Source organism: Streptomyces sp. NPDC005408, assembly GCF_040606445.1.
GTDB lineage: Bacteria > Actinomycetota > Actinomycetes > Streptomycetales > Streptomycetaceae > Streptomyces.
The window spans coordinates 24,961-46,901 of the sequence record NZ_JBEXEX010000038.1; the positions used below are offsets into that span (position 1 = coordinate 24,961).

Sequence of the window (21,941 nt, forward strand, 5' to 3'; positions counted from 1 at the left end):
TGGTCGGCCTGAGAAGTCAGGCCGACCAGCGGGCCGTTCAAGCCCCGCCGGCGATTGAGGCGCGGGGTCTGGGGCGCAAGCCCCGGTCCGCTAGCTCGCGGCTGCTGCCGCCCGTGACGCCGTGCCCTTGTCCGCCGCCGCGGCGGGCGTCGGGGCGAGGAGCCGCTCGGCGAGATGGCCGAAGACCAGCCCGAAGACGGTCCAGACCGTGACCTGGATGGCGAGCGTTGCCAGCCGGAACTCCCAGACCACCGTGGCCGGGAAGTCCTTCGGTACCTCGTTGAACGAGGGCAGGAAAGCGAAGGCGAGCCCCGCGGCGACGACGAACGCGGCCGCGGCGGCGACGGTCGCGTTCCAGTTGCCCAGGCGAGGAGCCAGGCGCTTGCCGAGGATCACCGCGGCGATCGCGAGCAGAACGCTGAGCAGGATCATCAGGAAGTACACCGTCGTGCGCTTGCCGAGGGTGTCCGGGTCGCCGACGGCAGGCGGATTCGGCGGATACTTCAGATACGGCACGACGTACACGCTCAGCAGCGCGCCGAGTGCGACCAGCGCGGCCGTGGCGCGCGGGCCGAACCGGCCGATGCGCCCCAGCGCGAAACAGAACGCGAGGGCGGCGATACCGCCGATCGCGACGCCGAAGACCAGCACGCCGGTGGCGAGCCCGGCCGTGGACTGCATGGTGCGGCTGACGAGTTCCTCGCCGCCGTGCTCATGGCTGTGGCTCTCCTCGAACGCGATGGCGGCGTCGACAGGACCCTCGCCGAGCAGATAGGCGACGGCCAGCGCGAAGGCGCCCGCGATCAGGCCCGCGAGCATGCCGCGGACCAGCAGGGCTCTGACAGATATGGAGTTCATGAGTGTGTTCCCCTGGATTTCAGTGGCAGGGGAAGCCGAGCAGGTGGCGTCCGTCGTGGACCCACTCGTGCACGTTTTCACCGGAGATGAGCGAGGTGGCGCCCTGCTCGGCGCCGACGAAGTAGAGCAGGACGAGCATCAGTACGCCGAAGAAGAGCGCCCACGGAGCGATCGCCTTGAGCGAGATGGGGGTGATGGCCGGAGCGGCGGTGGCGGGCGCGGCAGAATGTGCCATGGCAGAACCTCCTGGGGGAACACGCGTCCCGATCGTGGTGCCTCAGACGAAGGTGCTGGGTCTGACTTCCCGCGCTCCCCACAGGGGAACGGGTTCACAGTGGCGCGACCGTGCCGGATTCTCACCGGACTTCCGTCACACCGTCGTCATGTCCACGCGACCGTACCGCTTGCTGGCCTGCGACGCTACGGCGCATGGGGCGTTCCGGGGCGCCCGAACACCCGTGGTGTGCTTGCGCCATGGGCTGCCGGCGGGAGAAGGGCGTACGAGATGACGGTACGGGTGATGTTGATCTCACCTGCGACGAGTGCGGCGCTACGGGAGGCCCGCTTCGACGACGACGTGCCGCTGGACGAGGCGGGAGCACGGCGTGCGCGCGCGGCCGCAGACGCGGGTGCGGCGCCGGGAGCGGACCGGGTGCTGACCGGGCCGTCCCTGCGCTGCCGGGAAACGGCCGCGGAGTTGGGGGTGGCTGCGGAGCCACTTCCGGAGCTCGGGGACTGGGACATGGGGCGATGGCGGGGGCGGCGGCTGGACGAAGTCGGCGTGAGCGAACCGGAGGCGGTGTCGGCCTGGTTGTCCGACCCGGCGGCCGTGCCGCACGGCGGCGAATCGCTGCGGGCGCTGTGCGCGCGGGTGGGGGGCTGGCTGGAGTCATTGCCGGGTGAGGCCGGGCGAGTGCTGGCGGTCGTCGAACCGGGGGTGGTCCGGGCGGCGGTCGTGCATGCGCTGGCGCTGCCGGCGGAGGTGTTCTGGAGGCTGGATGTCGCGCCGCTGACGCTGACGGAGCTGAGCGGGCGGGTGGGGCGCTGGAACCTGCGGTGCGGTCGGCCGCTGGGTCCGGGGTCGGGCTGAGGGTGCGCCTGCGGCGAGCGTAGCCCCCACCCCGTGTCGAACTGGGGGCAAGCCTCCAGACCCCCGTACGCGCTTCGCGCGTGTCCTCAAACGCCGGACGGGCTGGATGTGCGGCCCGGCCGCACATCCAGCCCTGTCGGGGTCCCCCCGGACGAAGTCTGGGGAGTTTGAGGCGCGGGGTCCGGGGCGGAGCCCCCCACGCGGCGGAGCCGCAAAATGTCACAGCGGGAAGGGGCGGGTGGGGAAAGAACCCCCCTCTCCACCCACCGCATCGTGAATGATGACCTCGGCATGCCGCAGCAGACCCACCCCCCGTCTCGCCGCGCGCCCCGCGCCCGGTGGGGCGCCCGCGGCGCGCGTGCCGCCGTGTTCGGCGTCGCGAGCGCGGCGCTCGCCGGGGCCGGTCACCACGTCGCCTCCGGCGAACCCGTCCCCTGGCTGCTGCTGCCGGCCGCCGCCTCCCTGGCCTTCCTCGGCGCCCTGCCCTGGGCCCACCGGCGGCGTTCCCTGGCCGCGGTGGCGTCCGCGACCTGCACCGCCCAGCTCGTCCTCCACCAGTTTCTGGCGCAGAGCCCCGACAGCCACGGCGCCCTGCACGGCACCGGCCACCCGATGCCCGGCGATCACGGCGTCCATCCGTCCGTGGCCGTGATGCTCGTCGCGCACACACTCGCCGCGCTCGCCGTGGCGGTGCTGATGCATCAGACGGACGACCAACTGGCCGCGATCCCACGCATATTGGGCCAGCTAGCCGCCACGGTCCGCGCCACCGTCGCGCGCTGGCTGGGCCGTTGGCGTACGCATCCCTGCCCCGGCCCGGACACCGCGGCCACCGCGGCAGGACCACGGCCGCCCCCAGGAGTGCCCGCGTACGCCGTCCTCGCGCATGTCGTCGTCCGCCGGGGGCCGCCAGGTCATGGGCAGTTGCCGACCCATACATGACCGATCGCGTGCTGCTTCACAGGAGTTGACCCCCATGACCAGAAGGACCTTCACCCTGCCCGCCGCCGCTGTCGCGGCCCTCGCCACGGTGCTCGCCGTGGCAGGACCGGCCGCGGCCCACGTCGAAGTGACCGCATCCGACCCGCGCGCCCTGGCGAAGAACGTCACCCTGACGTTCACCTCCGAGGCGGAGTCGGACACTTCGGGCATAGCCAAGCTCCAGGTCGTGCTGCCCAAGGGCATCGCGCCGGACGCTGTGAGCCTCAAGAAGGCGCCCCCCGGCTGGCAGCTGACGCCGTCCGAAGGCGGTTACACCGTCGGCGGCAAGGCGCTGGCCACCGGCACGGACGCGACGTACAGCATCACCGTCACGCAGCTGCCGGACGCCAAGTCGCTCGTCTTCAAGACCGTTGAGACGTACGGCGACGGCAAGGTGGACCGCTGGATCGAGCTTCCGGGCGGTGGCGCCGAGCCGGAGAACCCGGCCCCGGTCCTGGCCCTGAAGCCGGCGGCACCGGGCGCGACCGCGAGTACGGCCGCGCCGGCCCCGACCCCGACCCCGTCCGCGTCGCAGTCCACGACGGAGCCCAGCACGGCCACGACCGAGAAGGCGGCGGAGAAGGCCGAGAAGGACGACGACGGCGGCAACGGGACCACCATCGCGGTCGTCGTCGCCGTCGTGGTGATCGCCGCGGGCCTCGCCCTGTGGTGGTTCAAGCGCCGCCGCGGAACCGGCACCGCCTGACGCCGCAGCCGGACCGGGTGACGCCGGGCGAGCACCTCGCCCGTCCGGCGTCACGCCCCGTCCGGCGCCAGCGGCTGCTCCGTCCAGATGACCTTGCCGTCAGGGGTGTACCGCGTACCCCACCGGTCCGCGAACTGCGCCACCAGGAACAGCCCCCGGCCCCCTTCGTCCATGGTCGCCGCCTGCCGCAGATGCGGGGACGTACTGCTGTGGTCCGAGACCTCGCAGATGAGGGAGCGGTCACGGATCAGGCGTACGCGGATCGGGCCCGTTGCGTACCGGATCGCGTTGGTGACCAGCTCGCTGAGGATCAGCTCCGTCGTGAACGCCTCCTCATCCAGCTCCCACTCGGCCAGCTTGCGGGCCACCGCGGCCCGCACCCTCCGCACGGCCGCCGGATCGGGCGGCACGTCCCAGTCCGCCACCCGCCCGGAGTCCAGTACGCGGGTACGGCCCACGAGCAGTGCGATGTCGTCGCGCGGGCGTTCCGGCAGCAGAGCCTTGAGGACCGCCTCGCAGGTCTCCTCCGGGGTGCGGTCCGCGTTGTCCGCCAGCGTGTGGCGCAGCAGCGTCAGGCCCTCGTCGATGTCCCTGTCCCGGTCTTCGACCAGGCCGTCCGTGTACAGCACCAGGCGGCTGTCCTCGGGCAGTTGAAGCTCCAGCGTCTCGAAGGGCAGACCGCCGAGGCCGAGCGGCGGGCCGCCGGGCACATCGGCGAAGACCGCGGTGCCGTCCGGGTGGACGACCACCGGTTGGAGGTGGCCGGCCCGGGCCATCGCGCAGTGCCCGGTGACCGGGTCGTAGATCGCGTAGACGCATGTGGCTCCGGTGACTCCCGCGTCTGCGCCCTCCGAGCCGTCACCCGCCTCGTCCTGGTCGATCCGCGCGACGAGCTCGTCGAGATGCCACAGCAGCTCGTCGGGGGGCAGATCCAGGGTCGAGAAGTTGTGGACCGCCGTGCGCAGGCGCCCCATGGTGGCCGCGGCGTGCAGGCCGTGGCCGACGACATCGCCGACCACGAGCGCCACCCGGGCGCCCGGCAGCGGGATGATGTCGAACCAGTCGCCGCCGACTCCGCCGAGCCCGCCGAGTCCGGCCTGCGCGGGCCGGTAGCGGTAGGCGACGTCGATGGCGTTCTGCTCGGGCAGGACGCGTGGCAGCAGGCTGCGCTGCAGGGTCACCGCCATGGTGTGCTCACGGGTGTAGCGGCGGGCGTTGTCGACGCTCACCGCCGCCCGCGCGACCAGCTCCTCGGCGACGGAGAGGTCCTCCTCCTCGAACGACTCGGGCTTCTCGGAGCGCCAGAACATCGCCACGCCCAGGATGACTCCGCGGGCCCGCAGCGGCACCGCGATCATCGAGTGGATGCCGTGCTCGACCAGCTTGCGCGCCCGCTCCGGGTCCTGTTCCTGCCATCCCTCGTACGCGGACAGGTCCGCCTCCAGGACCGGCTCGCCCATGCGGATGCCGAAACCCAGCGGGGTCGACGGCACAAAACGGATCAGCCTGCCCAACGGGTAGAGCGCGGTGTCCTCGTGCAGACCGCTGAAGGCGGTACGGCGCATGTCCGTACCGGTGCCGGTGACCGGTGGTTCCTCGCCGCGCAGCACGGCCTCGACCAGATCGACGGTGGCATAGTCCGCGAACCGGGCCGCCGCGAACTCCGCCAGCTCCTCGCAGGTGCGCACCACATCCAGCGTGGTGCCGATCTCCGTGCCCGCGTCGTACAGCAGCTTCAGCCGCCCCCGTGCCACATCGGCCTTGCCCGTCAGGGCCTGGAGCTCGGTGGTGTCCCGCAGGGTCGCGACGCTGCCCGGCGGTCCGCCTGCCTGGTCGGTCGACCGCTGGTTCACGGCGAGCAGCCGGTCCCCGACCAGATGCAGTTCGTCGGTGGCCTTCCGCCCCGATGCCAGCAGCCGGGCGGTGAGCGGGTCGAGACCGAGCTCGGTGACGGGGGCGCCTTCGACATCCGGCGGGAGATCGAGCAGCCGCCGGGCCTCGTCATTGGCGAGCAGCAGCCTGCCGTCACCGCCGACGATGAGCACGCCCTCCCGTACGGCATGCAGAACCGCGTCGTGGTGCTCGTACATCCGGGTCATTTCCAGCGGACCGAGACCGTGCGTCTGGCGGCGCAGCCGCCTGCTCACCAGCGCCGTACCGCCCGTGGTGACGAGCAGCACCGCCCCGGTGGCGCCGAACAGCAGCGGGAACTGGTCCTCGACGACGCCGCTGACATGCTCGATGGTGATCCCGGCCGAGACCATCCCGACGACCTTGCCGTCACTGGCCGTGACCGGGACGACGGCCTGGACGAGAGGCCCGATGGTCCCGACGATCTTCTCGGTGGTGACCTCACCGGCGAGCGCGGGCTGCAGATTGCCGACGAACTTCTTTCCGATGCGGTCGGGCTTCGGGTGCGTGTAGCGGATTCCGTCGGTGTTCAGTACGACGATGAAGTCGACCCCGGAAAGCTTGCGGGCCGCTTCGGCGCGCGGCTGGAGCACGGCCGTCGGGTTCGGGCTCTCGAGCGCTTGCTGGATACCCGGCGCATTGGCGAAGGTCTCGGCCACGGCGACCGACCGGTTCCTCGCCTCGCGCTCGCTGTCGGTCCTTGACTGCAGGAAAAGCGCCGCTACGGCGGCCGCGACCAGCAACACCACGATCGCCACCTGCAGGAGAAAGACCTGACCTGCGACAGTTCGCATTCTCAGAACCGAGCGCGGGCGGCCGTAGTGTGCGGCCATGTCCTATTTCTACACCTCCCGCCTACGGTGAGCTATCTGCGCACCGTAGAGCTCGGAGGCCGCACGCGCGACGGGTTCGCGACAGATTCTGCGACGAAAACGACCGAGTCCCTTTCGTCGCGCGGGCGACGAAAGGGACTCGGCAGGATGTTCAGGGCCGGATGGTGACAGGCTCAGGACAGGCTCAGCACCATGGTCATGACCTCGTGCAGCACCGCTTCCGGATCGGCCACGGCCCCCTGGGACCGCCAGGCCACGAAGCCGTCCGGACGGATCAGCAGTGCGCCCTGCGACGTCGTGCTGTGCAGCTCGGCCCAGTCCGTGTCCCCCTCGGGGATCAGATCGGCGTCCGGGCCCCCGCCGATCGCGTACGCGTCCAGCCGTACGGACAGCCTCGCGGCGACCTTCCGCCCCGCCGCGCGCCACGGTGAGCCCTCGGCACTCAGCAGCACGAACGACCGCTCGTACAGGTCCAGCGTGGACTGCCGGCCACCGGGACCGCCGACCCACATGTGCGGAGACCGGGTGCCCGGGTCGCCCGTCAGCTGCATCCGCTCCGGTACGACGGGACGCTCGGGGTCGACACCGAGGACCGCGCCGCGCAGATAGCCGTAGCCCATGGCCACCCCGAGGATTCCGCCCTTCGGGCCGCCGGCCGGGGTGGGGGCGGGCGCATAGCCGGGGTGGCTGTGTTCGGCCGAGCGGGCCGAGGCGCGTTCGCTCGTGGCCCGCGCCACCGGCTGCCGCTCCGCGCCGTACGTCTCCAGCAGCCCGGGCCCCGCGGATCCTTCCAGCACCATCGCCAGCTTCCACGCCAGGTTGTGGGCGTCCTGGATACCGGTGTTGGAGCCGAACGCCCCGGTCGGGGACATCTCGTGGGCCGAGTCCCCGGCGAGGAAGACCCGCCCTGATCCGTACTGGTCGGCAACCCGTTCGGCCGCGTGCCACGGCGCCTTGCCGGTGATCTCGACGTCCAGGCCGGGCGCGCCGACCGCCCTGCGGATGTGCTCGGCGCAGCGCTCGTCGGTGAAGTCCTCGAGGGTCTCGCCCTCGTCGGGGTGCCAGGGCGCGTGGAAGACCCACTGCTCACCGTTGTCCACGGGCAGCAGGGCCCCGTCGGCTCCGGGCTTGGTCAGGTAGCAGACGATGAAGCGCCGGTCGCCCAGTACGTCGATGAGGTCCCGGGAGCGGAAGGTGATGCTCACGTTGTGGAACAGATCGCCGTTGCCGCTCTGGCCGATGTGCAGCGCCTCCCTGACCGGGCTGCGCGGCCCGTCCGCCGCCACCAGATAGTCCGCCCGAATGGTGGTGTGCTCGCCGGTCTCCCGGTTCTTCACGATCGCCGTGACACCTGACTCGTCCTGGTCGAAGGAGAGCAGCTCGGTGGAGAACCGCAGATCGGCGCCCTGCTCGCGGGAGCGCGCCATGAGCTGCGGCTCGATGTCGTTCTGGCTGCACAGACACCAGGTGGACGGGCTGAACCGGGCGAGCTTGCCACCCGGGTCGATCTCCTTGAACAGCCACTCCTGGTCGTCGCCGGTCAGCGACCCGGCCTGCAGGATCCCGTGATTGTCCGCGAGGACCGCAGCGGCCTCCCGGATCTGCTGCTCGACTCCCGCGACCCGGAACAGCTCCATCGTGCGGACGTTCATGCCGCGTCCGCGCGGATGCGTCGAGGTGCCCGAATGCTTCTCGACCAGGAGAGGTCTGATGCCGTGGCGGCCCAGAAACACCGAGGTGGACAGGCCCACCAGGGACCCGCCCACGATGAGAACCGGTACGCGTTCGACGTTTTGGCCGACGTTTTCATCCATCAGTAGCTCCTGCTCCTGCCGCCCTTTGGGATGGAACTTTCATTCCCTGTGCGGCGGCGGTTGCCCCGCCCATTCACCCGCTTGGTTCTCAGCTCTCGCGCCACTCGAAGTACCGGACCACGATCGTTTTCGGGAGCGCCCCCGACTCACGGGAGGCGGACCGTCCGTATCCGCAGGGCTGTTGACCCACGCGGTGACGCAAAGGAGTGTGAGAGATGACAACCCTGTCGGAACGGATATCTCAGTCCGCCTTCGACGGCTCCAGGCTTCGAGTCGTTCTGCTGCTTGACCTCCACGACGGCGCACAGAACCAGTTCCTCGAGGCGTACGAGCACCTGCGCAACCAGGTCGCGTCGGTCCCCGGCCACATCAGCGACCAGCTGTGCCAGTCGATCGAGAACCCCTCGCAGTGGCTCATCACCAGCGAATGGGAGAGCGCACCGCCCTTCCTGGCCTGGGTGAACAGCGAGGAGCACGTCGAGACCGTCCAGCCGCTGCACAGCTGCGTACGAGACACCCGCTCGCTGCGCTTCAGCGTCCTGCGCGAGACCGGAAAGACCGTCACCTCCGCACCCGAGGAGCTCAAGGGCCGCCTCCAGGCATCGCCCCGGCTCGGCGACGGAGTCGTACGCCACGCCCTCACCTTCACCGTGAAGCCGGGCAGCGAGAAGAAGGTCGCGAAGATCCTCTCCGGGTACACCTCACCCGCGGCCCGCGTCGACGACGGCACCCGGCTGCGCCGCACCTCGCTCTTCATGCACGGAAACCGTGTCGTACGGGCGATCGAGGTGCAGGGCGACCTCCTCGCCGCACTGCGCCATGTGGCCAAGCAGCCCGAGGTCCGGGAGGTGGAGGAGGCCATCAACCCGTATCTGGAGCAGGACCGGGACCTGAACGACCCCAACTCCGCGCGGGTGTTCTTCACCCGGGCCGCACTGCCCGCCGTCCACCATGTGGCGGCCGACGGACAGCGCTCGGCCGAGCTCACGCGGCACGCGCTGTACTACCCGGCCAAGGAGGGCTGCGGAATGGCGCTGGCCCGGCTGCTCGCCAAGCAGGACGAGGTGGCGGCCGACAGCCCCGACAGTCCCATCGCGAGCAGCACCATCTTCCAGCGCGACGACATCGTGGTCCGGCTCGTCGATGTGACCGGCAAGCTCGACGCGGACCCGGCACTCGCGCTCGGCATGAGCGGCCCGCGCAAGGCGGCCACGCTCGCCCGGCTGCTCGCCACCGGCGAGGACGGTGCGCCGGAGACCGACAAGGAAATGGCGCGCTTCCTCAAGAACGTCACCATGCAACTGATCACCGACCGCAACGCGCCGCCGGAGTCCTGACCCGTACGTCCGGCGCGTCGCGGCCCGGAGGGCCGGGCCGTCGGGGGCACCGCACCTGGAGGAACCAGACATGACCAACCACAGCCCACGCATCGTGGATCTCAGCGAGACCCAGCCCAACAGACGGCGCGGAGGCGACCTGCGCGCCATGCTCACCCCGACCGCGGTGGGCGCGACCAGCGGCTTCATGGGCCTTGCCATCGTGCAGCCCGGTGAGCGCATCGGTGAGCACTACCACCCGTACTCCGAGGAGTTCGTGTACGTGGTGAGCGGTCTCCTCGAGGTGGACCTGGACGGTGAGACGCACTCGATGCGGCCCGATCAGGGGCTCATGATCCCCCTCAACGTGCGCCACCGGTTCCGCAACGTGGGAAATGTCGAAGCCCGGATGGTCTTCCACCTCGGCCCCCTCGCCCCGCGCCCCGAGCTCGGGCACGTCGACACCGAGCCCACCGAGCACAGCGAAAGCGCCGAGCAGGGCAGGCCGCCGGAACGGACTGGGGTCGTTTCGTGAACCGGCGGGTGGCGGTGACCGGGGTCGGTATCGTCGCCCCCGGAGGAGTAGGCACCCGGCAGTTCTGGGACCTGCTCGCGAACGGCCGTACGGCGACGCGGGGCATCACGCTCTTCAACGCGGAGGGCTTCCGCTCGCGCATCGCCGCCGAGGTCGACTTCGACCCCGCGGCCCACGGTCTCGACCGGGACCAGGTGGCGCGCTCGGATCGGTACATCCAGTTCGCGCTGGTGGCCGCCCGGGAGGCGATATCCGACGCCGGGCTCGACCCGGAGAAGGAAGACCCATGGCGTGTCGGGGTCTCTCTGGGCACGGCCGTGGGCGGCACCACGCGCCTGGAGCACGACTATGTGGCGGTCAGCGAATCCGGCGCCCGCTGGGACGTTGACCACCGGCCGGCGGGACCGCATCTGCACCGCGCGTTCTCGCCGAGCACCCTCGCATCCGCGGTCGCCGAACAGGTCGGCGCCCACGGTCCGGTGCAGACCGTCTCGACGGGCTGCACCTCGGGCCTCGACGCGATCGGCTATGCCTTCGCCTCCATCCAGGAGGGCCGGGTCGATGTCTGCATAGCCGGCGCGTCGGACTCGCCCATCTCCCCGATCACGGTGGCCTGCTTCGACGCGATCAAGGCGACGTCGCCGAACAACGACGACCCGGCCCACGCCTCGCGGCCGTTCGACCTCAACCGGGACGGCTTCGTGATGGGCGAGGGCGGCGCCGTCCTCGTCCTCGAGGAACTGGAACACGCCCGGGCCCGCGGAGCGACCGTCTACTGCGAGATCGGGGGCTACGCCACCTTCGGCAACGCCTACCACATGACGGGACTGACCCCCGAGGGCCTGGAAATGGCCCGGGCCATCAACACCGCCCTCGACCACGCCAGGATCGACGGCTCGGCGATCGACTACGTCAACGCGCACGGCTCGGGCACCAAACAGAACGACCGTCACGAGACGGCCGCGGTCAAACGCTCCCTGGGCGACCACGCCTTCAAGACGCCCATGAGCTCCATCAAATCCATGGTGGGTCACTCGCTGGGCGCCATCGGCGCGATCGAACTCGTGGCCTGCGTCCTGGCCATCGCCCATCAAGTGGTGCCGCCGACCGCGAACTACGAGACCCCCGACCCCGAGTGCGACCTGGACTATGTGCCGCGCACCGCCCGCCCCCGGAAGCTGCGCAATGTGCTCTCGGTCGGCAGCGGGTTCGGCGGATTCCAGTCCGCGGTCGTCATGACCAGACCGAATGGGAGGCCGCGATGAGCCCCAGCCGGACCCGGCGGACGGTCGTCACAGGTATCGGAGCCATCGCCCCCAACGGGGCCGGCACCGAGGTCTTCTGGAAGTCGACCCTGGAGGGCCTCAGTGTGCTCGACAGGGTCACCCGAGAGGGGTGCGAGCACCTGCCGCTCCGGGTCGCGGGCGAGGTGCGCGCCTTCGACCCCGGTTCGCTGATCGAGGAGCGCTATCTCGTCCAGACGGACCGGTTCTCGCACTTCGCGATGGCCGCGGCCGATCTCGCCCTCGACGACGCACGGCTGGGCCGCGCCGACTACGAGGACTCGCCGTTCGCGGTGGGTGTGGTGACCGCCGCCGGGTCCGGCGGCGGTGAGTTCGGACAGCGCGAACTGCAGCGACTGTGGGGGCAGGGCTCCCGCTACGTCGGCCCGTACCAGTCCATCGCCTGGTTCTACGCGGCGAGCACCGGCCAGATCTCCATCCGGGCCGGATTCAAGGGCCCCTGCGGCGTCGTGGCCAGCGACGAAGCAGGCGGACTCGACGCGTTCGCGCATGCCGCGAGGGCCGTACGCAACGGAGCCGACGCCGTCGTGGTCGGCTCCGCGGAAGCGCCCCTGGCGCCGTACTCGGTCGTCTGCCAGCTCGGGTACCAGGACCTGAGCACCTGTGAGGACCCGGCGCGCGCCTACCGGCCCTTCACTCCGGACGCCTGCGGCTTCGTCCCCGCCGAGGGCGGCGCGATGCTCGTGGTCGAGGAGGAGACGGCTGCCCGCCGGCGCGGCGTCCGGCCGCGTGCTCTGGTGGCGGGCCACGCCGCGACCTTCACCGGTCCTTCCCGGTGGGAGCAGTCCCGCGAGGGGCTCGCCCATGCGATCCGCGGGGCGCTTGCGGAGGCCCACTGCGCACCCGAGGAGATCGACGTGGTCTTCGCGGACGCACTGGGCGTACCGGCGGCGGACCGTGCCGAGGCCCTGGCGATCGCCGACGCGCTGGGCGCACACGGCCGACGCGTACCGGTCACGGCGCCCAAGACGGGCATCGGGCGGGCCTACTGCGGAGGACCGGTGCTCGATACGGCCGCCGCCGTCCTGGCCATGGAACACGGCCTCCTTCCCCCCACGCCCAACGTCTTCGACGTCTGCCACGACCTCAACGTCGTGACCGGCAAGGCCCGTCCGGCACAGCTGCGGACGGCCCTGGTGCTCAGCCGCGGCCTCATGGGCTCGAACGCGGCCCTGGTGCTGCGCGGCGCCACCGACACACCCGAGTAAAGAAGGAGAGTCCCCATGTCCGACCGACTGACCATCGAAGAGCTGGCCGCCCTGATGAAGAAGGGCGCCGGTCTCACCGTGGACCCCGTCGACCTCGCGAACCGGCCCGAATCCGGCTTCGACGAGTTCGGCCTCGACTCCCTGGGCCTGCTCGGCATCGTCGGCGAGCTGGAGAACCGGCACGGCCGTCCCCTGCCCCCCGACGCGGACCGCTGCAAGACCCCGCGGGAGTTCCTCGACCTCGTCAACAACACCCTCATGACTGGAGCCTGACGTGCCCGGACACACCGAGAACGAGATCACCGTCGCCGCCCCCCTGGACCTCGTCTGGGACATGACCAACGACATCGAGAACTGGCCCAGCCTGTTCAGCGAGTACGCGTCGGTCGACGTCCTGGAGCGGGCGGGCAGCACCACGACCTTCCGTCTGACCATGCACCCCGACGACAACGGCACGGTCTGGAGCTGGGTCTCGGAGCGCACGACCGACCGCAAGGGCCGCAACGTCAACGCGCGCCGCGTCGAGACGGGGCCGTTCCAGCACATGAACATCCGCTGGGAGTACACGGAGGTCCCGGGCGGCACCCGGATGCACTGGACGCAGGACTTCGCGATGAAGCCGGACGCCCCGGTCGACGACGACTGGATGACCGACAACATCAACCGCAACTCCAAGATCCAGATGGAGCTCATCCGGGACAAGATCGAGCAGCGCGACCGCGAGAGCCGCGCCGCCGTCGCGAACTGAAGCCGGGCGACAAGGAACCCGGCCAGGAAAGGAACCCCCCGTGCACAACGCTCTGATCGTCGCCCGTATGGCGCCGGAGTCGGCTCCGGACATCGCCAAACTGTTCGCGTCCTCCGACGCCGGCGAACTGCCGCACCTCGTCGGGGTCACCCGGCGCAGCCTGTTCCAGTTCGGCGACGTGTATCTGCATCTGATCGAGTCGGACCGGCCCCCCGGCCCCGAGATCGCGAAGGTGACCGAGCACCCCGCGTTCAAGGACATCAGCGACCGGCTCCAGGCCTTCGTCAGCCCGTACGACCCGGAGACCTGGCGCAGCCCGAAGGACGCGATGGCCCGTCAGTTCTACACCTGGGAGCGTGACGCCACCGCCTGACATCCGACACGGCGAAACGCCCCGGGCCCGGCTCAGTTGGAGCCGGGCCCGAGGCGTACGCGATCAGCCGGGGACGACCGACTCGAAGGCGTGGAGATACGGGTTGACGGGACGGACTTCACCGATGAGCAGGCCCGCCCGGGTGATGCGGTCCACCAGGCTCGCCCTGGTGTGCTTGGCACCGCCGACGTTGAGCAGCAGCATCAGATCCATCGCGGTGGTGAACTTCATGGAGGGGGTGTCGTCGACGAGGTTCTCGATGACGACGACCCTGGCGCCGGGGCGGGCCGCCGCCACGACGTTCGCCAGGGTCCTGCGGGTGGACTCGTCGTCCCACTCCAGGATGTTCTTGATGATGTAGAGATCGGCCTCGACCGGGATGTCCTCACGGCAGTCGCCGGGCACGATACGGACCCGCTCGGCGAGCGAACCTCCCGTACGCAGCCGGGGATCCGCCTTCGCCACCACATCGGGCAGATCCAGCAGTGTGCCCCGCACGGCCGGGTGCTTCTCCAGCAGGCTGGCCAGTACATGCCCCTGGCCGCCGCCGATGTCCGCGACCACGTCCACGCCGGTGAGGTCGAGGAGCTCCGCGACCTCCAGCGCCGACTGCACGCTGGAGGTGGTCATGGCCCGGTTGAACACGTGCGCCGACTCGTGCGCGTCCTGGTGCAGATACTCGAAGAAGCCCTTGCCGTACAGCTCCTGGAAGACGTTCCCGCCCGAGCGCACCGCCTCGTCGAGACGCGGCCAGGCGTCCCAGGTCCACGGCTCCGTGCACCACAGGGAGATGTAGCGCAGGCTGTTCGGATCGTCCTCGCGCAGCATGCGGGACATCTCCGTATGGGCGAAGGCCCCGTCCTCGGTCTCGACGAAGACGCCGTAGCAGGACAGGGCGCGCAGCAGCCGGCGCAGCGGTTGCGGTTCGGTGTTCAGCTCGGCCGCGAGCTGCTCGGCCGTGGCGGGTTTCTCGCCGAGCGCGTCGGCTACCCCCAGCCGGGCCGCCGCGCGCACTGCGGCGGCGCAGGCCGCCCCGAAGACGAGCTCCCGCAGCCGCATGGCCGGCGGGGGTGCAGCCGGCTCGGGGCCGGCCCCGACCGTCGACGTGGGTCTCGGACTTACGGTGGTCATACCGTCTCGATTCTCCTGATGAAGGGGAACACCGGTCAGCACATTCCTGCGGGTTCGGAGGACTGGCACGCATTGCCGACGAACGTGTTGCCCTGGCCGCTGCCCCGATTGGCCAGGTCTGCGGGCTTGTTGCCCTTCACGCGGTTGTTCGTGATGACGTTGTCCGTGTTCTGGGCACCCACGAAGCTCTGGAACAGCACGATTCCGCCGGACAGTGGGGAGGCGCCGACATTGTCCGCGACGCGGTTGCCACGGATGACCGTCGCCTCGGCGCCGGTGAGGACGATTCCGGCGCCCTGGATGGCGGGCAGACGGTTGGTGGCCGGGCAGGATTTGTTGTTCTTGACGATCTTGTTAGCCCGCAGAGTCATCGCGCCGGCCGCGGGCTTCGACTCGTCGCCCACGACGAATACGCCCGCGCAGTTCGCGCTGATGGAATTGCTACGGACGGTGAGGTTCCGGACCCGTCTGACGGTGATTCCGATGCGGTTCCCGGTCAGCTGGTTGCCCGCGATCACCGTGCCCTTGGTGTCGGTGGCCCCGCCCTCACGGTCGACGGTGTTCGCGACAAAGATTCCGGCGTCGCCGTTGTCCCGGGCGATGTTGCGTGTGAACACCGCTCGGGTGGACTTCTGCTGGGCGATGCCCCAGGTCCCGTTCTTCTCGGCGATCACGTGCTGGACCGTCAGCCGGTCCGTGTCGGAGGCCCAGACGGCGTTCCTCTTGAAGCCCGTGACGGTGAGCCCGCGGATGGTCACGCGGTCGACGGTCTTCGCCGCCGTGCCCAGCACACAGATGCCGTTGCCGCCCGCCGCGCAGGCGTTGGCGGCCCGTGCGGTGGCCGGTCCCGGCATGATGACGGTCTTGCTCCCCGCCCCTCGCAGGGTCAGCTTCTCCTTGGTGACAAGGACGCTCTCGCGGTACGTGCCGGGTGAGACGAAGATGGTGTCTCCCGGCTTCGCGGCGTCCACCGCTTCCTGGATCGATTCGCCCGGATGCACCGTGTGCATGGCCGCGGCGGAGGACGGGGCGGCGGCGCCCAGTCCTGAGACCACGACGACTGCGATGCATGTGAGGCACATGAGGTGTCGTTTCGTCATGAGGCGAAGCTATGGGCGATCTTCGGGGCTCGCCACATGGAGTGAGCGTATGGACACATCCCGTACGCGAGTGGCCCAAGCGGGGCGTCCATGTAGGTGATACAGCGGGGATCCGCCGCGGTCGGCAGAGCCCAGGCCGTCTTACCGGGGAATCGCGCACCCTCTAGCGTGGGTCGCCGGGGCATCAGGAGGGGGCGGGGATGGATGACGCACGGGCCGAAGGACCGGGCGAGGGAGGGGAGTTGGCGGGGAGGACCGACCTTCCGGAGCCCAGTCTGCAGCTTGCGGCGGACGCCGGTGTCGTCCAGGCCGTGTACCTCCTGGGCCTGCGGCTTCGTCAGCAGGGCGCGCACCAGGAGGCCGACAGCCGCTTTCTGCGCACCACCCGTACGGACTCACCGGGCGAGCCGCATCTGCTGGGCATGCTCTTCTACCGGGACGGAGACCACGCCGAGGCCGAAGTGTGGTGGCAGCGGGCCGCCGAGGCCGGACACGCACGGGCCGCCTTCCTGCTCGGAAGCGTGCTGAAGGAACGCGGGGAATTCGCGACGGCGGAGATCTGGCTCCGCCGGGCCGCCGACAGTGGTGACGCCGAGGCGGCCGCCAACCTCGGCGTGGTGTTCCGCGACCAGGGCGAGCTGCGGGAGGCGGAGAGCTGGTTTCGGCGGTCCGCCGAGGCAGGCAGCAGTGTCGGCGAAGTCGTCCTGGGGCTGCTGCTCAAGCAGCGGGGGGAACTCGAAGAGGCCGAGAGTCTGTTCAGGCGCGCCGCCGAAGCGGGCAATGCCGACGCCGCGAACAATCTTGGCAACCTCCTCCACAACCGAGGGGAGGTGGGGGAGGCCGAGACCTGGTTCCGGCGGGGCGCCGAGGCCGGCAACCCCCTCGCGGCCGGCAACCTCGAAGCGCTGCGCCGTCAATACCGCTGGCGCCTGTGGTGGCACCGCCGCCGCTGGAAGAAAACAGGTTGACGCCTCGTACCGCCGCCCGGCTATCGTTTCCCTCGTTGCCGGCGGCGGTACGAAACCGCCGCGCAAGGCGCCGTATGAGAGCAGGAGGTGAGGACCGTGATGACTGTCGCTGCGCTGGGTGCTGCCCAGGTCCAGAAGATCATCATTCCCACCCCTGTGGTCTCCGGCTGACCTTCCTTCTCCTCCCGCGCCAGTGAGCGCGGTGCCGGGGCCACCCTTGCGAAGGGTTTCCCTTGTCTCTCCCGTCCTCTCAGACTTCTTCTTCTCAGGCTTCCTCGCACCCGCTGTCCGGCTACGGCTGGGACGAGGGCTGGGACGCCGAATTCGCTCCGTACGCCGAGCAGGGGCTGCTGCCCGGCCGGGTCGTACGGGTCGACCGCGGGCAGTGCGACGTCGTCACCGCCGACGGCCTTGTCCGCTCCGACACCGCGTTTGTGACCCCGCACGATCCGCTGCGGGTGATCTGCACCGGTGACTGGGCCGCTGTCGACCGGGACGGCGATCCCCGGTTCGTACGGGCGTATCTGCCGCGCCGTACCGCCTTCGTACGCTCCACCTCGTCCAACCGCTCCGAGGGGCAGATCCTCGCCGCCAACGTCGACCACGCGATCATCGCGGTCTCGCTCGCCGTCGAACTGGACCTCGGGCGGATCGAGCGCTTCCTCGCGCTCGCGTGGGAGAGCGGGGCGCAGCCACTCGTCGTGCTCACCAAGGCCGACCTCGTGCCGGACGTGACGGGGCTTTCGTATCTCGTCCAGGACGTGGAGACGACGGCGCCGGGAGTGCAGGTGCTGCCCGTCAGTTCGGCGACCGGTGAGGGTGTCGAAGTGCTCGCCGCGGTCGTGTCCGGCGGGACGAGCGTCCTGCTCGGCGTGTCCGGCGCGGGCAAGTCGACACTCGCGAACGCGCTGCTCGGCGAGGACGTCATGGATGTCCAGGCCATCCGCGACGTCGACGGCAAGGGCCGGCACACCACCACGACCCGTAACCTCCTCGCCCTGCCGGGCGGGGGCGTGCTGATCGACACCCCGGGGCTTCGGGGTGTCGGACTCTGGGACGCGGAGGTCGGCGTCGGGCAGGTCTTCGCGGAGATCGAGGACCTCGCCGAGCAGTGCCGCTTCCACGACTGCGCGCACGAGGCGGAACCGGGGTGCGCCGTGCTCGCCGCGATCGACGACGGCTCGCTGCCGGAGCGGCGGCTGGAGAGTTACCGCAAGCTGCTGCGGGAGAACAGGCGCATCGTGGCGAAGACGGACGCGAGGCTGCGGGCGGAGATCCGCCGGGACTGGAAGCAGAAGGGGGCGGAGGGGAGGGCGGCGATGGACGCGAAGCGAGGCCGCGTCCGCTGACTCGGGCTCGGCCCGGACCCCTTGCGGTGACGTCGGGGGGCGCCCCCGACCCCTGCGGTGGTCCGGGTTGCCTGCGGCGCTGTTCCCCTACCCGCCCCTTCCCGAACTGGGGGCAAGCCCCCAGGCCCCCGTCGCTGCGCGCGTCTCCTCAAACGCCGGACGGGCTGAAACTTCCGCCGGACCGGCGGAAATTCAGCCCCGCCGGCGGGGCTGGATGTGCGGCCGAGCCGCACATCCGGCCGCCGGGCGGAGCCTCAGCCTCCTACTCCAGGCCCCAGCTGTGGATCTTCTTCGGGTGGATCCGGATCAGCTCCTCGCTGAAGTGCGGCCCCAGCTCATGCGGCCCCGTCACCAACTCCGCCTCGCCCCGGATGTCCACCCCCCGCACCTTCCACGGGCGGTAGCTCACGATGTCGTCGACGACCAGCGCCACCTTCGGATTCGTCTGCAGGTTGCGCCACTTCTTCGTCGTCGCCAAGCGGTATCCACCGATGAGGATCGTTCCGTCGTCCTGCGGGAAATAACCGACCGGGTTCGCCTGCGGCTGGCCCTGCGGGTCGACGGTCGCCAGCCGTCCCAGCCGCTGGGACGAGAGATACGCGCGCTCGGCCGCGCTGAATTCGGTCATGCATGCAGCCTCACACGCGTACCTCGTCCCCCGCATCGGATACGGGACCTACTCGGGTCCTAGGACTTCCGTCCGGTTCAGGCAGGGAGCCCCCACGCCGGTGCGGGCCCGTTCGGCTTCACCGGGCGGATCCGCAGGTCAGGCCGGTCGCCCCGGGCCGTGATCAGTGCCGATTCGCCCTTGTGCAGCGGGATGTGGATCGCGCCGTCGCCCGCCGCCTCCCACCGCAGCCGCCGGCCCCGCCCGTCGCGGACCTCGATCTCGCCCTCGATGCCGTGCCGTACGACGCACGGCGCACCCGCCTCGCTGGTGAGCCGGATCCAGCGGGTCCTGTCCGCTTCCCGTACCGCACTGAGCAGAAACGCCCCCTGCGTACGGAAGTCGTGCACGACCACTTCCCGCCACGCGGCCGGGAGCGCCGGGAAGACGCGGATCAGGCCGCCCCACGACTGGCAGACCATGTCGTGCAGCGACTGCGCCGCCGAGAGCGGGGTCTCGATGACCGGGCCCGACTCCTTGTACATGGTGTTGGCCTGGATGAAGCGCGTCATCAGCTCGCCCAGGTACTTCAGGGCGTCCTCGCCCTTGCCGAGGAGCGCGGACATGGACGCCGCGCCGGTGAACGTATAGCCCTGCAGCGCCCCTTCGAAGCTGACCCAGTGGCTGAGCGACTTCTCGATGAGGGCGCGTTCCTCCGGCGTGCGGCCGGTGATCTCGTACAGCGGGTAGACCGCGAGCAGATGGGAGTAGTGGCGGTGGGACTTCGCGAAGGGGACCCCGGCGCCGACCATGTAGCCGTTCGCGTCCACCGGATACGGCACGAGCTTGGCCAGGACCTCCTGCCAGCGCGCTGCCTGAGGGTCGGAGATGCCCAGTTCGGCCGCCGCGTCGATGAGGGTGCGGCAGCCCCAGCGCAGCAGCATCAGGTCGTAATTGCAGTCCGGCGCGTCGACGCCGTACTCCGGTGAAAAGGTCGGCGGCAGATGCAGCTTCCCGTCCGGGCCGGGGGTGAGGAAGTGCAGGTAGTAGTTGACCGCCTTGCGCAGCAGCGGGAAGAGGAGATCCCTCAGCAGCGACTCGTCCATGGTGTTGCGGTAGGAGAGCCAGACGTTGTGCAGTGCCCAGGTGAGGTTGCCGACCTCGGGGGTGGGCGGGTTCTGGCCGGGGATGCCGACGCCGTAGCCATTGCCGGACGGGGTGGCGCCGCCGTTGACCAGGCGGGTGTCGGTGGTGCGGGGGATGCCCGCCGAGTCGCCCCGATAGGGGCCTGCGACCTCGGCCGTGAGCTGGTCCCGGAATTCGCCCAACGCCCGTGACACGGCGTCGAGTTCAAGATGGTTCGAGCCGTGGATGAGCCAGTACTCCAGCTGGACGTTGAGGTTCCACCAGGTGTTGGGCCAGGGCGTGGACTCCAACCAGGGGCCACAGGTCGCCATGACCGGGGCGTCCTTACGGGCCGCGGCCGCCGTCTTGTACAGCTGGATCCAGTAGAAGCGCTGCAGCCGGGCGTCGGGCAGCGACAGGAAGCTCTTGCGGTAGAAGCGTTCCCACCAGGTGCGATGGGGGAGGGCGAGTGCGTCGTACGGGACGGAGGACGCGCTGCGGACCGTACGCAGGGCACGCTCGCGGGCGGTGCTCTTCGGGAAGGAGTGGGCGACGGAGACGTACAGCGTCCGCACCGCCGCCTTTCCGGCCCGCTCCCGCCAGGCGGTGACGTGCTGGCCGCCCGAGAGCAACGGCTGTACGGCGGCGGTCAGTTCGCCGTGCTGCTCGACGGCGGCGGGCGGATTGCCGGTGTATCCGTCGGGCAGCGGCTTGAAGGCGGCGCGCGGGCTGATGGCATCGGCCGGGTGGAAGACCCAGCGGAAGTCCTGCTCGCCCTCGCTCGGGGTGATCTCCACGGCAAGCACGGATGTCGTGCTGTGGACGAAGGCGCGCAGGCGCAGGGTGCCGGCCGTGGTGGTGAGGGTGCCGGTCAGTTCGGCATCGCGCAGCCGCAGCCGCCAGTCGAGGCCGGTGATCGTGCCGACGGGCTCCAGGGTGAAGTGCCCGACGGGCAGCCGGGCGAGGCCGAAGAGCGAACCGAACTCGGGGCGGTGGTCCTGTACTTCGGAGTGTTGGACATTGAAGCGGACGGCGTTCTTGCCGCCCGGTTCGGCGTAGATGCCTGAGCCGAGGTAGCCATTGCCCAGATACGGGCCCTCGTACCAGGTCTTCGGCATCTTCTGCCAGACGAGATCGGCGTCGTCGAGGACCGCGCGCCAGCTGTCGTCGGGCGCGGCGAGCGTGATGGCCCCGGTCGCCCCGGTCGCCCCCGCGGACTCGACAGCGGCAGGTGCTGCCTGAGCGGGGACGGCGGTGGCACCTCCCACCACCAGCGCTCCGCCGATCGCCGTACCCGTGGCAAGGACGGTTCTTCTGGACGGATCCGGTGCAGTGGCCATGTCGCCTCCCGGCGGCTCGTACGCAGACATGTCAATTCATCCGAGCTATCCCTCGACGGAAGGTAGGCAAGCGATGGGAGGCAGTCAATACAGCGGGAGAGATCCGATGTGTATCTGTCCATATGGACAGCGTTCAGCGGGGACGACGTGGCGTGTCAGCCCCAGATCACCGCGCCCATCCACGCCCCCATGACCAGCAGACAGGCGAACAGCTCCACCAGCACACTCGTCCCCACGGCCCGCATCACCGCCCGGGTCGAGGCGGCCGCGGGCCCGTGCCCGCCCAGCCGCAGCCGTTCCGAGCCGTAGATCCCCCCGATGAATCCCACTATCGCGCCCACCACCGGGATGAGAAAGAAGCCGATCAGCGCCCCGACGCCCGCGGACACCACCATCCGGCGGGTGATCCCCAGCCCGCGCACCCGGCGCGGCGGCAGCTGCCACACCAGCACCTGGTCGATCAGCAGCACGACCGTCGAGCTCACCAGCACCACCCAGGCGAGTCCGGTCTTGTCGCGCAACGACCACCACAGGATCGCGGACCACACCAGCCACCGCCCCGGTACACCGGGAATGAGTACTCCGAGCAGGCCCAGCAGCATCACCAGGCCCACCAGCAGCAGCTGCCCTACGCCCATCTGCCA

Annotated in this window: 21 protein-coding genes; 12 read left to right on the forward strand and 9 right to left on the reverse strand. The window is 70.3% G+C overall.

Translation table 11 applies throughout. From position 1 onward, the window contains the following. Positions 1-90: 90 nt before the first annotated feature. Together ABZS64_RS28290 and ABZS64_RS28295 are read right to left on the reverse strand one after the other, a co-directional pair. A complete protein-coding gene (locus ABZS64_RS28290) occupies positions 91-858 on the reverse strand; it encodes a CbtA family protein (protein WP_355835486.1) in 768 nt (255 codons plus the stop codon). Positions 859-877: 19 nt separating this feature from the next. Further along, a complete protein-coding gene (locus ABZS64_RS28295) occupies positions 878-1,093 on the reverse strand; it encodes a CbtB-domain containing protein (RefSeq protein ID WP_355835489.1) in 216 nt (71 codons plus the stop codon). Positions 1,094-1,363: 270 nt separating this feature from the next. On the opposite strand from ABZS64_RS28295, the gene ABZS64_RS28300 reads away from it, so the two are divergent. The 3 genes from ABZS64_RS28300 to ABZS64_RS28310 all read left to right on the forward strand — a co-directional run bounded on the left by ABZS64_RS28300 (position 1,364) and on the right by ABZS64_RS28310 (position 3,635). Continuing rightward, entirely contained in the window at positions 1,364-1,948 is a 585-nt protein-coding gene (locus ABZS64_RS28300) for a histidine phosphatase family protein (RefSeq protein ID WP_355835492.1), read from the forward strand. Between the two features lie 273 nt (positions 1,949-2,221). Further along, positions 2,222-2,890 carry a hypothetical protein gene (locus ABZS64_RS28305; RefSeq protein WP_355835494.1) on the forward strand — a complete coding sequence of 223 codons (669 nt, stop codon included), beginning with the start codon at positions 2,222-2,224 and terminating at the stop codon, positions 2,888-2,890. 34 nt (positions 2,891-2,924) lie between these two features. Further along, positions 2,925-3,635, forward strand: a complete 711-nt coding sequence (locus ABZS64_RS28310; RefSeq protein WP_355835497.1) for a DUF1775 domain-containing protein — start codon at positions 2,925-2,927, stop codon at positions 3,633-3,635. 50 nt (positions 3,636-3,685) lie between these two features. Here the strand turns inward: ABZS64_RS28310 and ABZS64_RS28315 are convergent, their stop codons facing one another. Then, a complete protein-coding gene (locus tag ABZS64_RS28315) occupies positions 3,686-6,379 on the reverse strand; it encodes a SpoIIE family protein phosphatase (protein ID WP_355835500.1) in 2,694 nt (897 codons plus the stop codon). A gap of 173 nt (positions 6,380-6,552) precedes the next feature. After that, entirely contained in the window at positions 6,553-8,193 is a 1,641-nt protein-coding gene (locus ABZS64_RS28320; RefSeq protein WP_355835503.1) for an FAD-dependent monooxygenase, read from the reverse strand. A gap of 215 nt (positions 8,194-8,408) precedes the next feature. Between ABZS64_RS28320 and ABZS64_RS28325 the strand changes: the two genes are divergently transcribed. From ABZS64_RS28325 to ABZS64_RS28355, 7 genes are all read left to right on the forward strand, one after another. Beyond that, complete coding sequence (locus tag ABZS64_RS28325) at positions 8,409-9,530, forward strand: SchA/CurD-like domain-containing protein (RefSeq protein WP_355835505.1); 1,122 nt, start codon at positions 8,409-8,411, stop codon at positions 9,528-9,530. A gap of 70 nt (positions 9,531-9,600) precedes the next feature. Next, positions 9,601-10,044: a cupin domain-containing protein gene (locus ABZS64_RS28330; protein WP_355835508.1), complete on the forward strand. Its 444-nt coding sequence runs from the start codon at positions 9,601-9,603 to the stop codon at positions 10,042-10,044. Further along, positions 10,041-11,309 carry a beta-ketoacyl-[acyl-carrier-protein] synthase family protein gene (locus ABZS64_RS28335; RefSeq protein ID WP_355835511.1) on the forward strand — a complete coding sequence of 423 codons (1,269 nt, stop codon included), beginning with the start codon at positions 10,041-10,043 and terminating at the stop codon, positions 11,307-11,309. Before ABZS64_RS28330 ends, ABZS64_RS28335 begins: the two co-directional genes overlap by 4 nt. After that, a complete protein-coding gene (locus tag ABZS64_RS28340) occupies positions 11,306-12,556 on the forward strand; it encodes a ketosynthase chain-length factor (protein ID WP_355835514.1) in 1,251 nt (416 codons plus the stop codon). Before ABZS64_RS28335 ends, ABZS64_RS28340 begins: the two co-directional genes overlap by 4 nt. Positions 12,557-12,571: 15 nt before the next feature. After that, complete coding sequence (locus ABZS64_RS28345) at positions 12,572-12,829, forward strand: acyl carrier protein (protein ID WP_355835517.1); 258 nt, start codon at positions 12,572-12,574, stop codon at positions 12,827-12,829. Between the two features lies 1 nt (position 12,830). Next, positions 12,831-13,304: an SRPBCC family protein gene (locus tag ABZS64_RS28350; protein WP_355835520.1), complete on the forward strand. Its 474-nt coding sequence runs from the start codon at positions 12,831-12,833 to the stop codon at positions 13,302-13,304. 40 nt (positions 13,305-13,344) lie between these two features. Next, positions 13,345-13,677, forward strand: a complete 333-nt coding sequence (locus ABZS64_RS28355; protein WP_355835522.1) for a TcmI family type II polyketide cyclase — start codon at positions 13,345-13,347, stop codon at positions 13,675-13,677. Positions 13,678-13,740: 63 nt separating this feature from the next. Here the strand turns inward: ABZS64_RS28355 and ABZS64_RS28360 are convergent, their stop codons facing one another. Together ABZS64_RS28360 and ABZS64_RS28365 are read right to left on the reverse strand one after the other, a co-directional pair. Next, entirely contained in the window at positions 13,741-14,808 is a 1,068-nt protein-coding gene (locus tag ABZS64_RS28360) for a methyltransferase (protein WP_355835525.1), read from the reverse strand. A 35-nt stretch (positions 14,809-14,843) separates the two neighbouring features. Then, entirely contained in the window at positions 14,844-15,908 is a 1,065-nt protein-coding gene (locus tag ABZS64_RS28365; protein ID WP_355835528.1) for a right-handed parallel beta-helix repeat-containing protein, read from the reverse strand. A 200-nt stretch (positions 15,909-16,108) separates the two neighbouring features. Between ABZS64_RS28365 and ABZS64_RS28370 the strand changes: the two genes are divergently transcribed. Together ABZS64_RS28370 and rsgA are read left to right on the forward strand one after the other, a co-directional pair. Then, on the forward strand, positions 16,109-16,876 hold the full coding sequence (locus tag ABZS64_RS28370; protein ID WP_355835531.1) for a tetratricopeptide repeat protein: 768 nt from the start codon (positions 16,109-16,111) through the stop codon (positions 16,874-16,876). 233 nt (positions 16,877-17,109) lie between these two features. Further along, positions 17,110-18,225, forward strand: coding sequence for a ribosome small subunit-dependent GTPase A (gene rsgA, locus ABZS64_RS28375; protein WP_355835534.1), 1,116 nt, complete (start codon positions 17,110-17,112; stop codon positions 18,223-18,225). Between the two features lie 262 nt (positions 18,226-18,487). Here rsgA and ABZS64_RS28380 read toward each other — a convergent pair whose 3' ends face one another. The 3 genes from ABZS64_RS28380 to ABZS64_RS28390 all read right to left on the reverse strand — a co-directional run bounded on the left by ABZS64_RS28380 (position 18,488) and on the right by ABZS64_RS28390 (position 21,935). Next, positions 18,488-18,853 (reverse strand): PPOX class F420-dependent oxidoreductase, encoded by a 366-nt coding sequence (locus tag ABZS64_RS28380; protein WP_355835537.1) that lies wholly within the window; start codon positions 18,851-18,853, stop codon positions 18,488-18,490. A gap of 77 nt (positions 18,854-18,930) precedes the next feature. Beyond that, positions 18,931-21,297: a glycoside hydrolase family 95-like protein gene (locus ABZS64_RS28385; RefSeq protein WP_355835539.1), complete on the reverse strand. Its 2,367-nt coding sequence runs from the start codon at positions 21,295-21,297 to the stop codon at positions 18,931-18,933. Positions 21,298-21,452: 155 nt separating this feature from the next. Further along, positions 21,453-21,935 carry a DUF456 domain-containing protein gene (locus ABZS64_RS28390; RefSeq protein ID WP_355835542.1) on the reverse strand — a complete coding sequence of 161 codons (483 nt, stop codon included), beginning with the start codon at positions 21,933-21,935 and terminating at the stop codon, positions 21,453-21,455. Positions 21,936-21,941: the final 6 nt, after the last annotated feature.

Excerpts from the sequence above, each read along its gene's own strand:
- ABZS64_RS28295 (WP_355835489.1), bottom strand. The coding sequence starts at position 1,093 with ATGGCACATTCTGCCGCGCCCGCCACCGCCGCTCCGGCCATCACCCCC.
- ABZS64_RS28380 (WP_355835537.1), bottom strand. The coding sequence starts at position 18,853 with ATGACCGAATTCAGCGCGGCCGAGCGCGCGTATCTCTCGTCCCAGCGG.
- ABZS64_RS28300 (WP_355835492.1), top strand. The coding sequence starts at position 1,364 with ATGACGGTACGGGTGATGTTGATCTCACCTGCGACGAGTGCGGCGCTA.
- ABZS64_RS28290 (WP_355835486.1), bottom strand. The coding sequence starts at position 858 with ATGAACTCCATATCTGTCAGAGCCCTGCTGGTCCGCGGCATGCTCGCG.
- ABZS64_RS28340 (WP_355835514.1), top strand. The coding sequence starts at position 11,306 with ATGAGCCCCAGCCGGACCCGGCGGACGGTCGTCACAGGTATCGGAGCC.
- ABZS64_RS28370 (WP_355835531.1), top strand. The coding sequence starts at position 16,109 with ATGGATGACGCACGGGCCGAAGGACCGGGCGAGGGAGGGGAGTTGGCG.
- ABZS64_RS28315 (WP_355835500.1), bottom strand. The coding sequence starts at position 6,379 with ATGGCCGCACACTACGGCCGCCCGCGCTCGGTTCTGAGAATGCGAACT.
- ABZS64_RS28360 (WP_355835525.1), bottom strand. The coding sequence starts at position 14,808 with ATGACCACCGTAAGTCCGAGACCCACGTCGACGGTCGGGGCCGGCCCC.
- ABZS64_RS28310 (WP_355835497.1), top strand. The coding sequence starts at position 2,925 with ATGACCAGAAGGACCTTCACCCTGCCCGCCGCCGCTGTCGCGGCCCTC.
- ABZS64_RS28390 (WP_355835542.1), bottom strand. The coding sequence starts at position 21,935 with ATGGGCGTAGGGCAGCTGCTGCTGGTGGGCCTGGTGATGCTGCTGGGC.
- ABZS64_RS28365 (WP_355835528.1), bottom strand. The coding sequence starts at position 15,908 with ATGACGAAACGACACCTCATGTGCCTCACATGCATCGCAGTCGTCGTG.
- ABZS64_RS28320 (WP_355835503.1), bottom strand. The coding sequence starts at position 8,193 with ATGGATGAAAACGTCGGCCAAAACGTCGAACGCGTACCGGTTCTCATC.
- ABZS64_RS28345 (WP_355835517.1), top strand. The coding sequence starts at position 12,572 with ATGTCCGACCGACTGACCATCGAAGAGCTGGCCGCCCTGATGAAGAAG.
- ABZS64_RS28330 (WP_355835508.1), top strand. The coding sequence starts at position 9,601 with ATGACCAACCACAGCCCACGCATCGTGGATCTCAGCGAGACCCAGCCC.
- ABZS64_RS28385 (WP_355835539.1), bottom strand. The coding sequence starts at position 21,297 with ATGGCCACTGCACCGGATCCGTCCAGAAGAACCGTCCTTGCCACGGGT.
- ABZS64_RS28325 (WP_355835505.1), top strand. The coding sequence starts at position 8,409 with ATGACAACCCTGTCGGAACGGATATCTCAGTCCGCCTTCGACGGCTCC.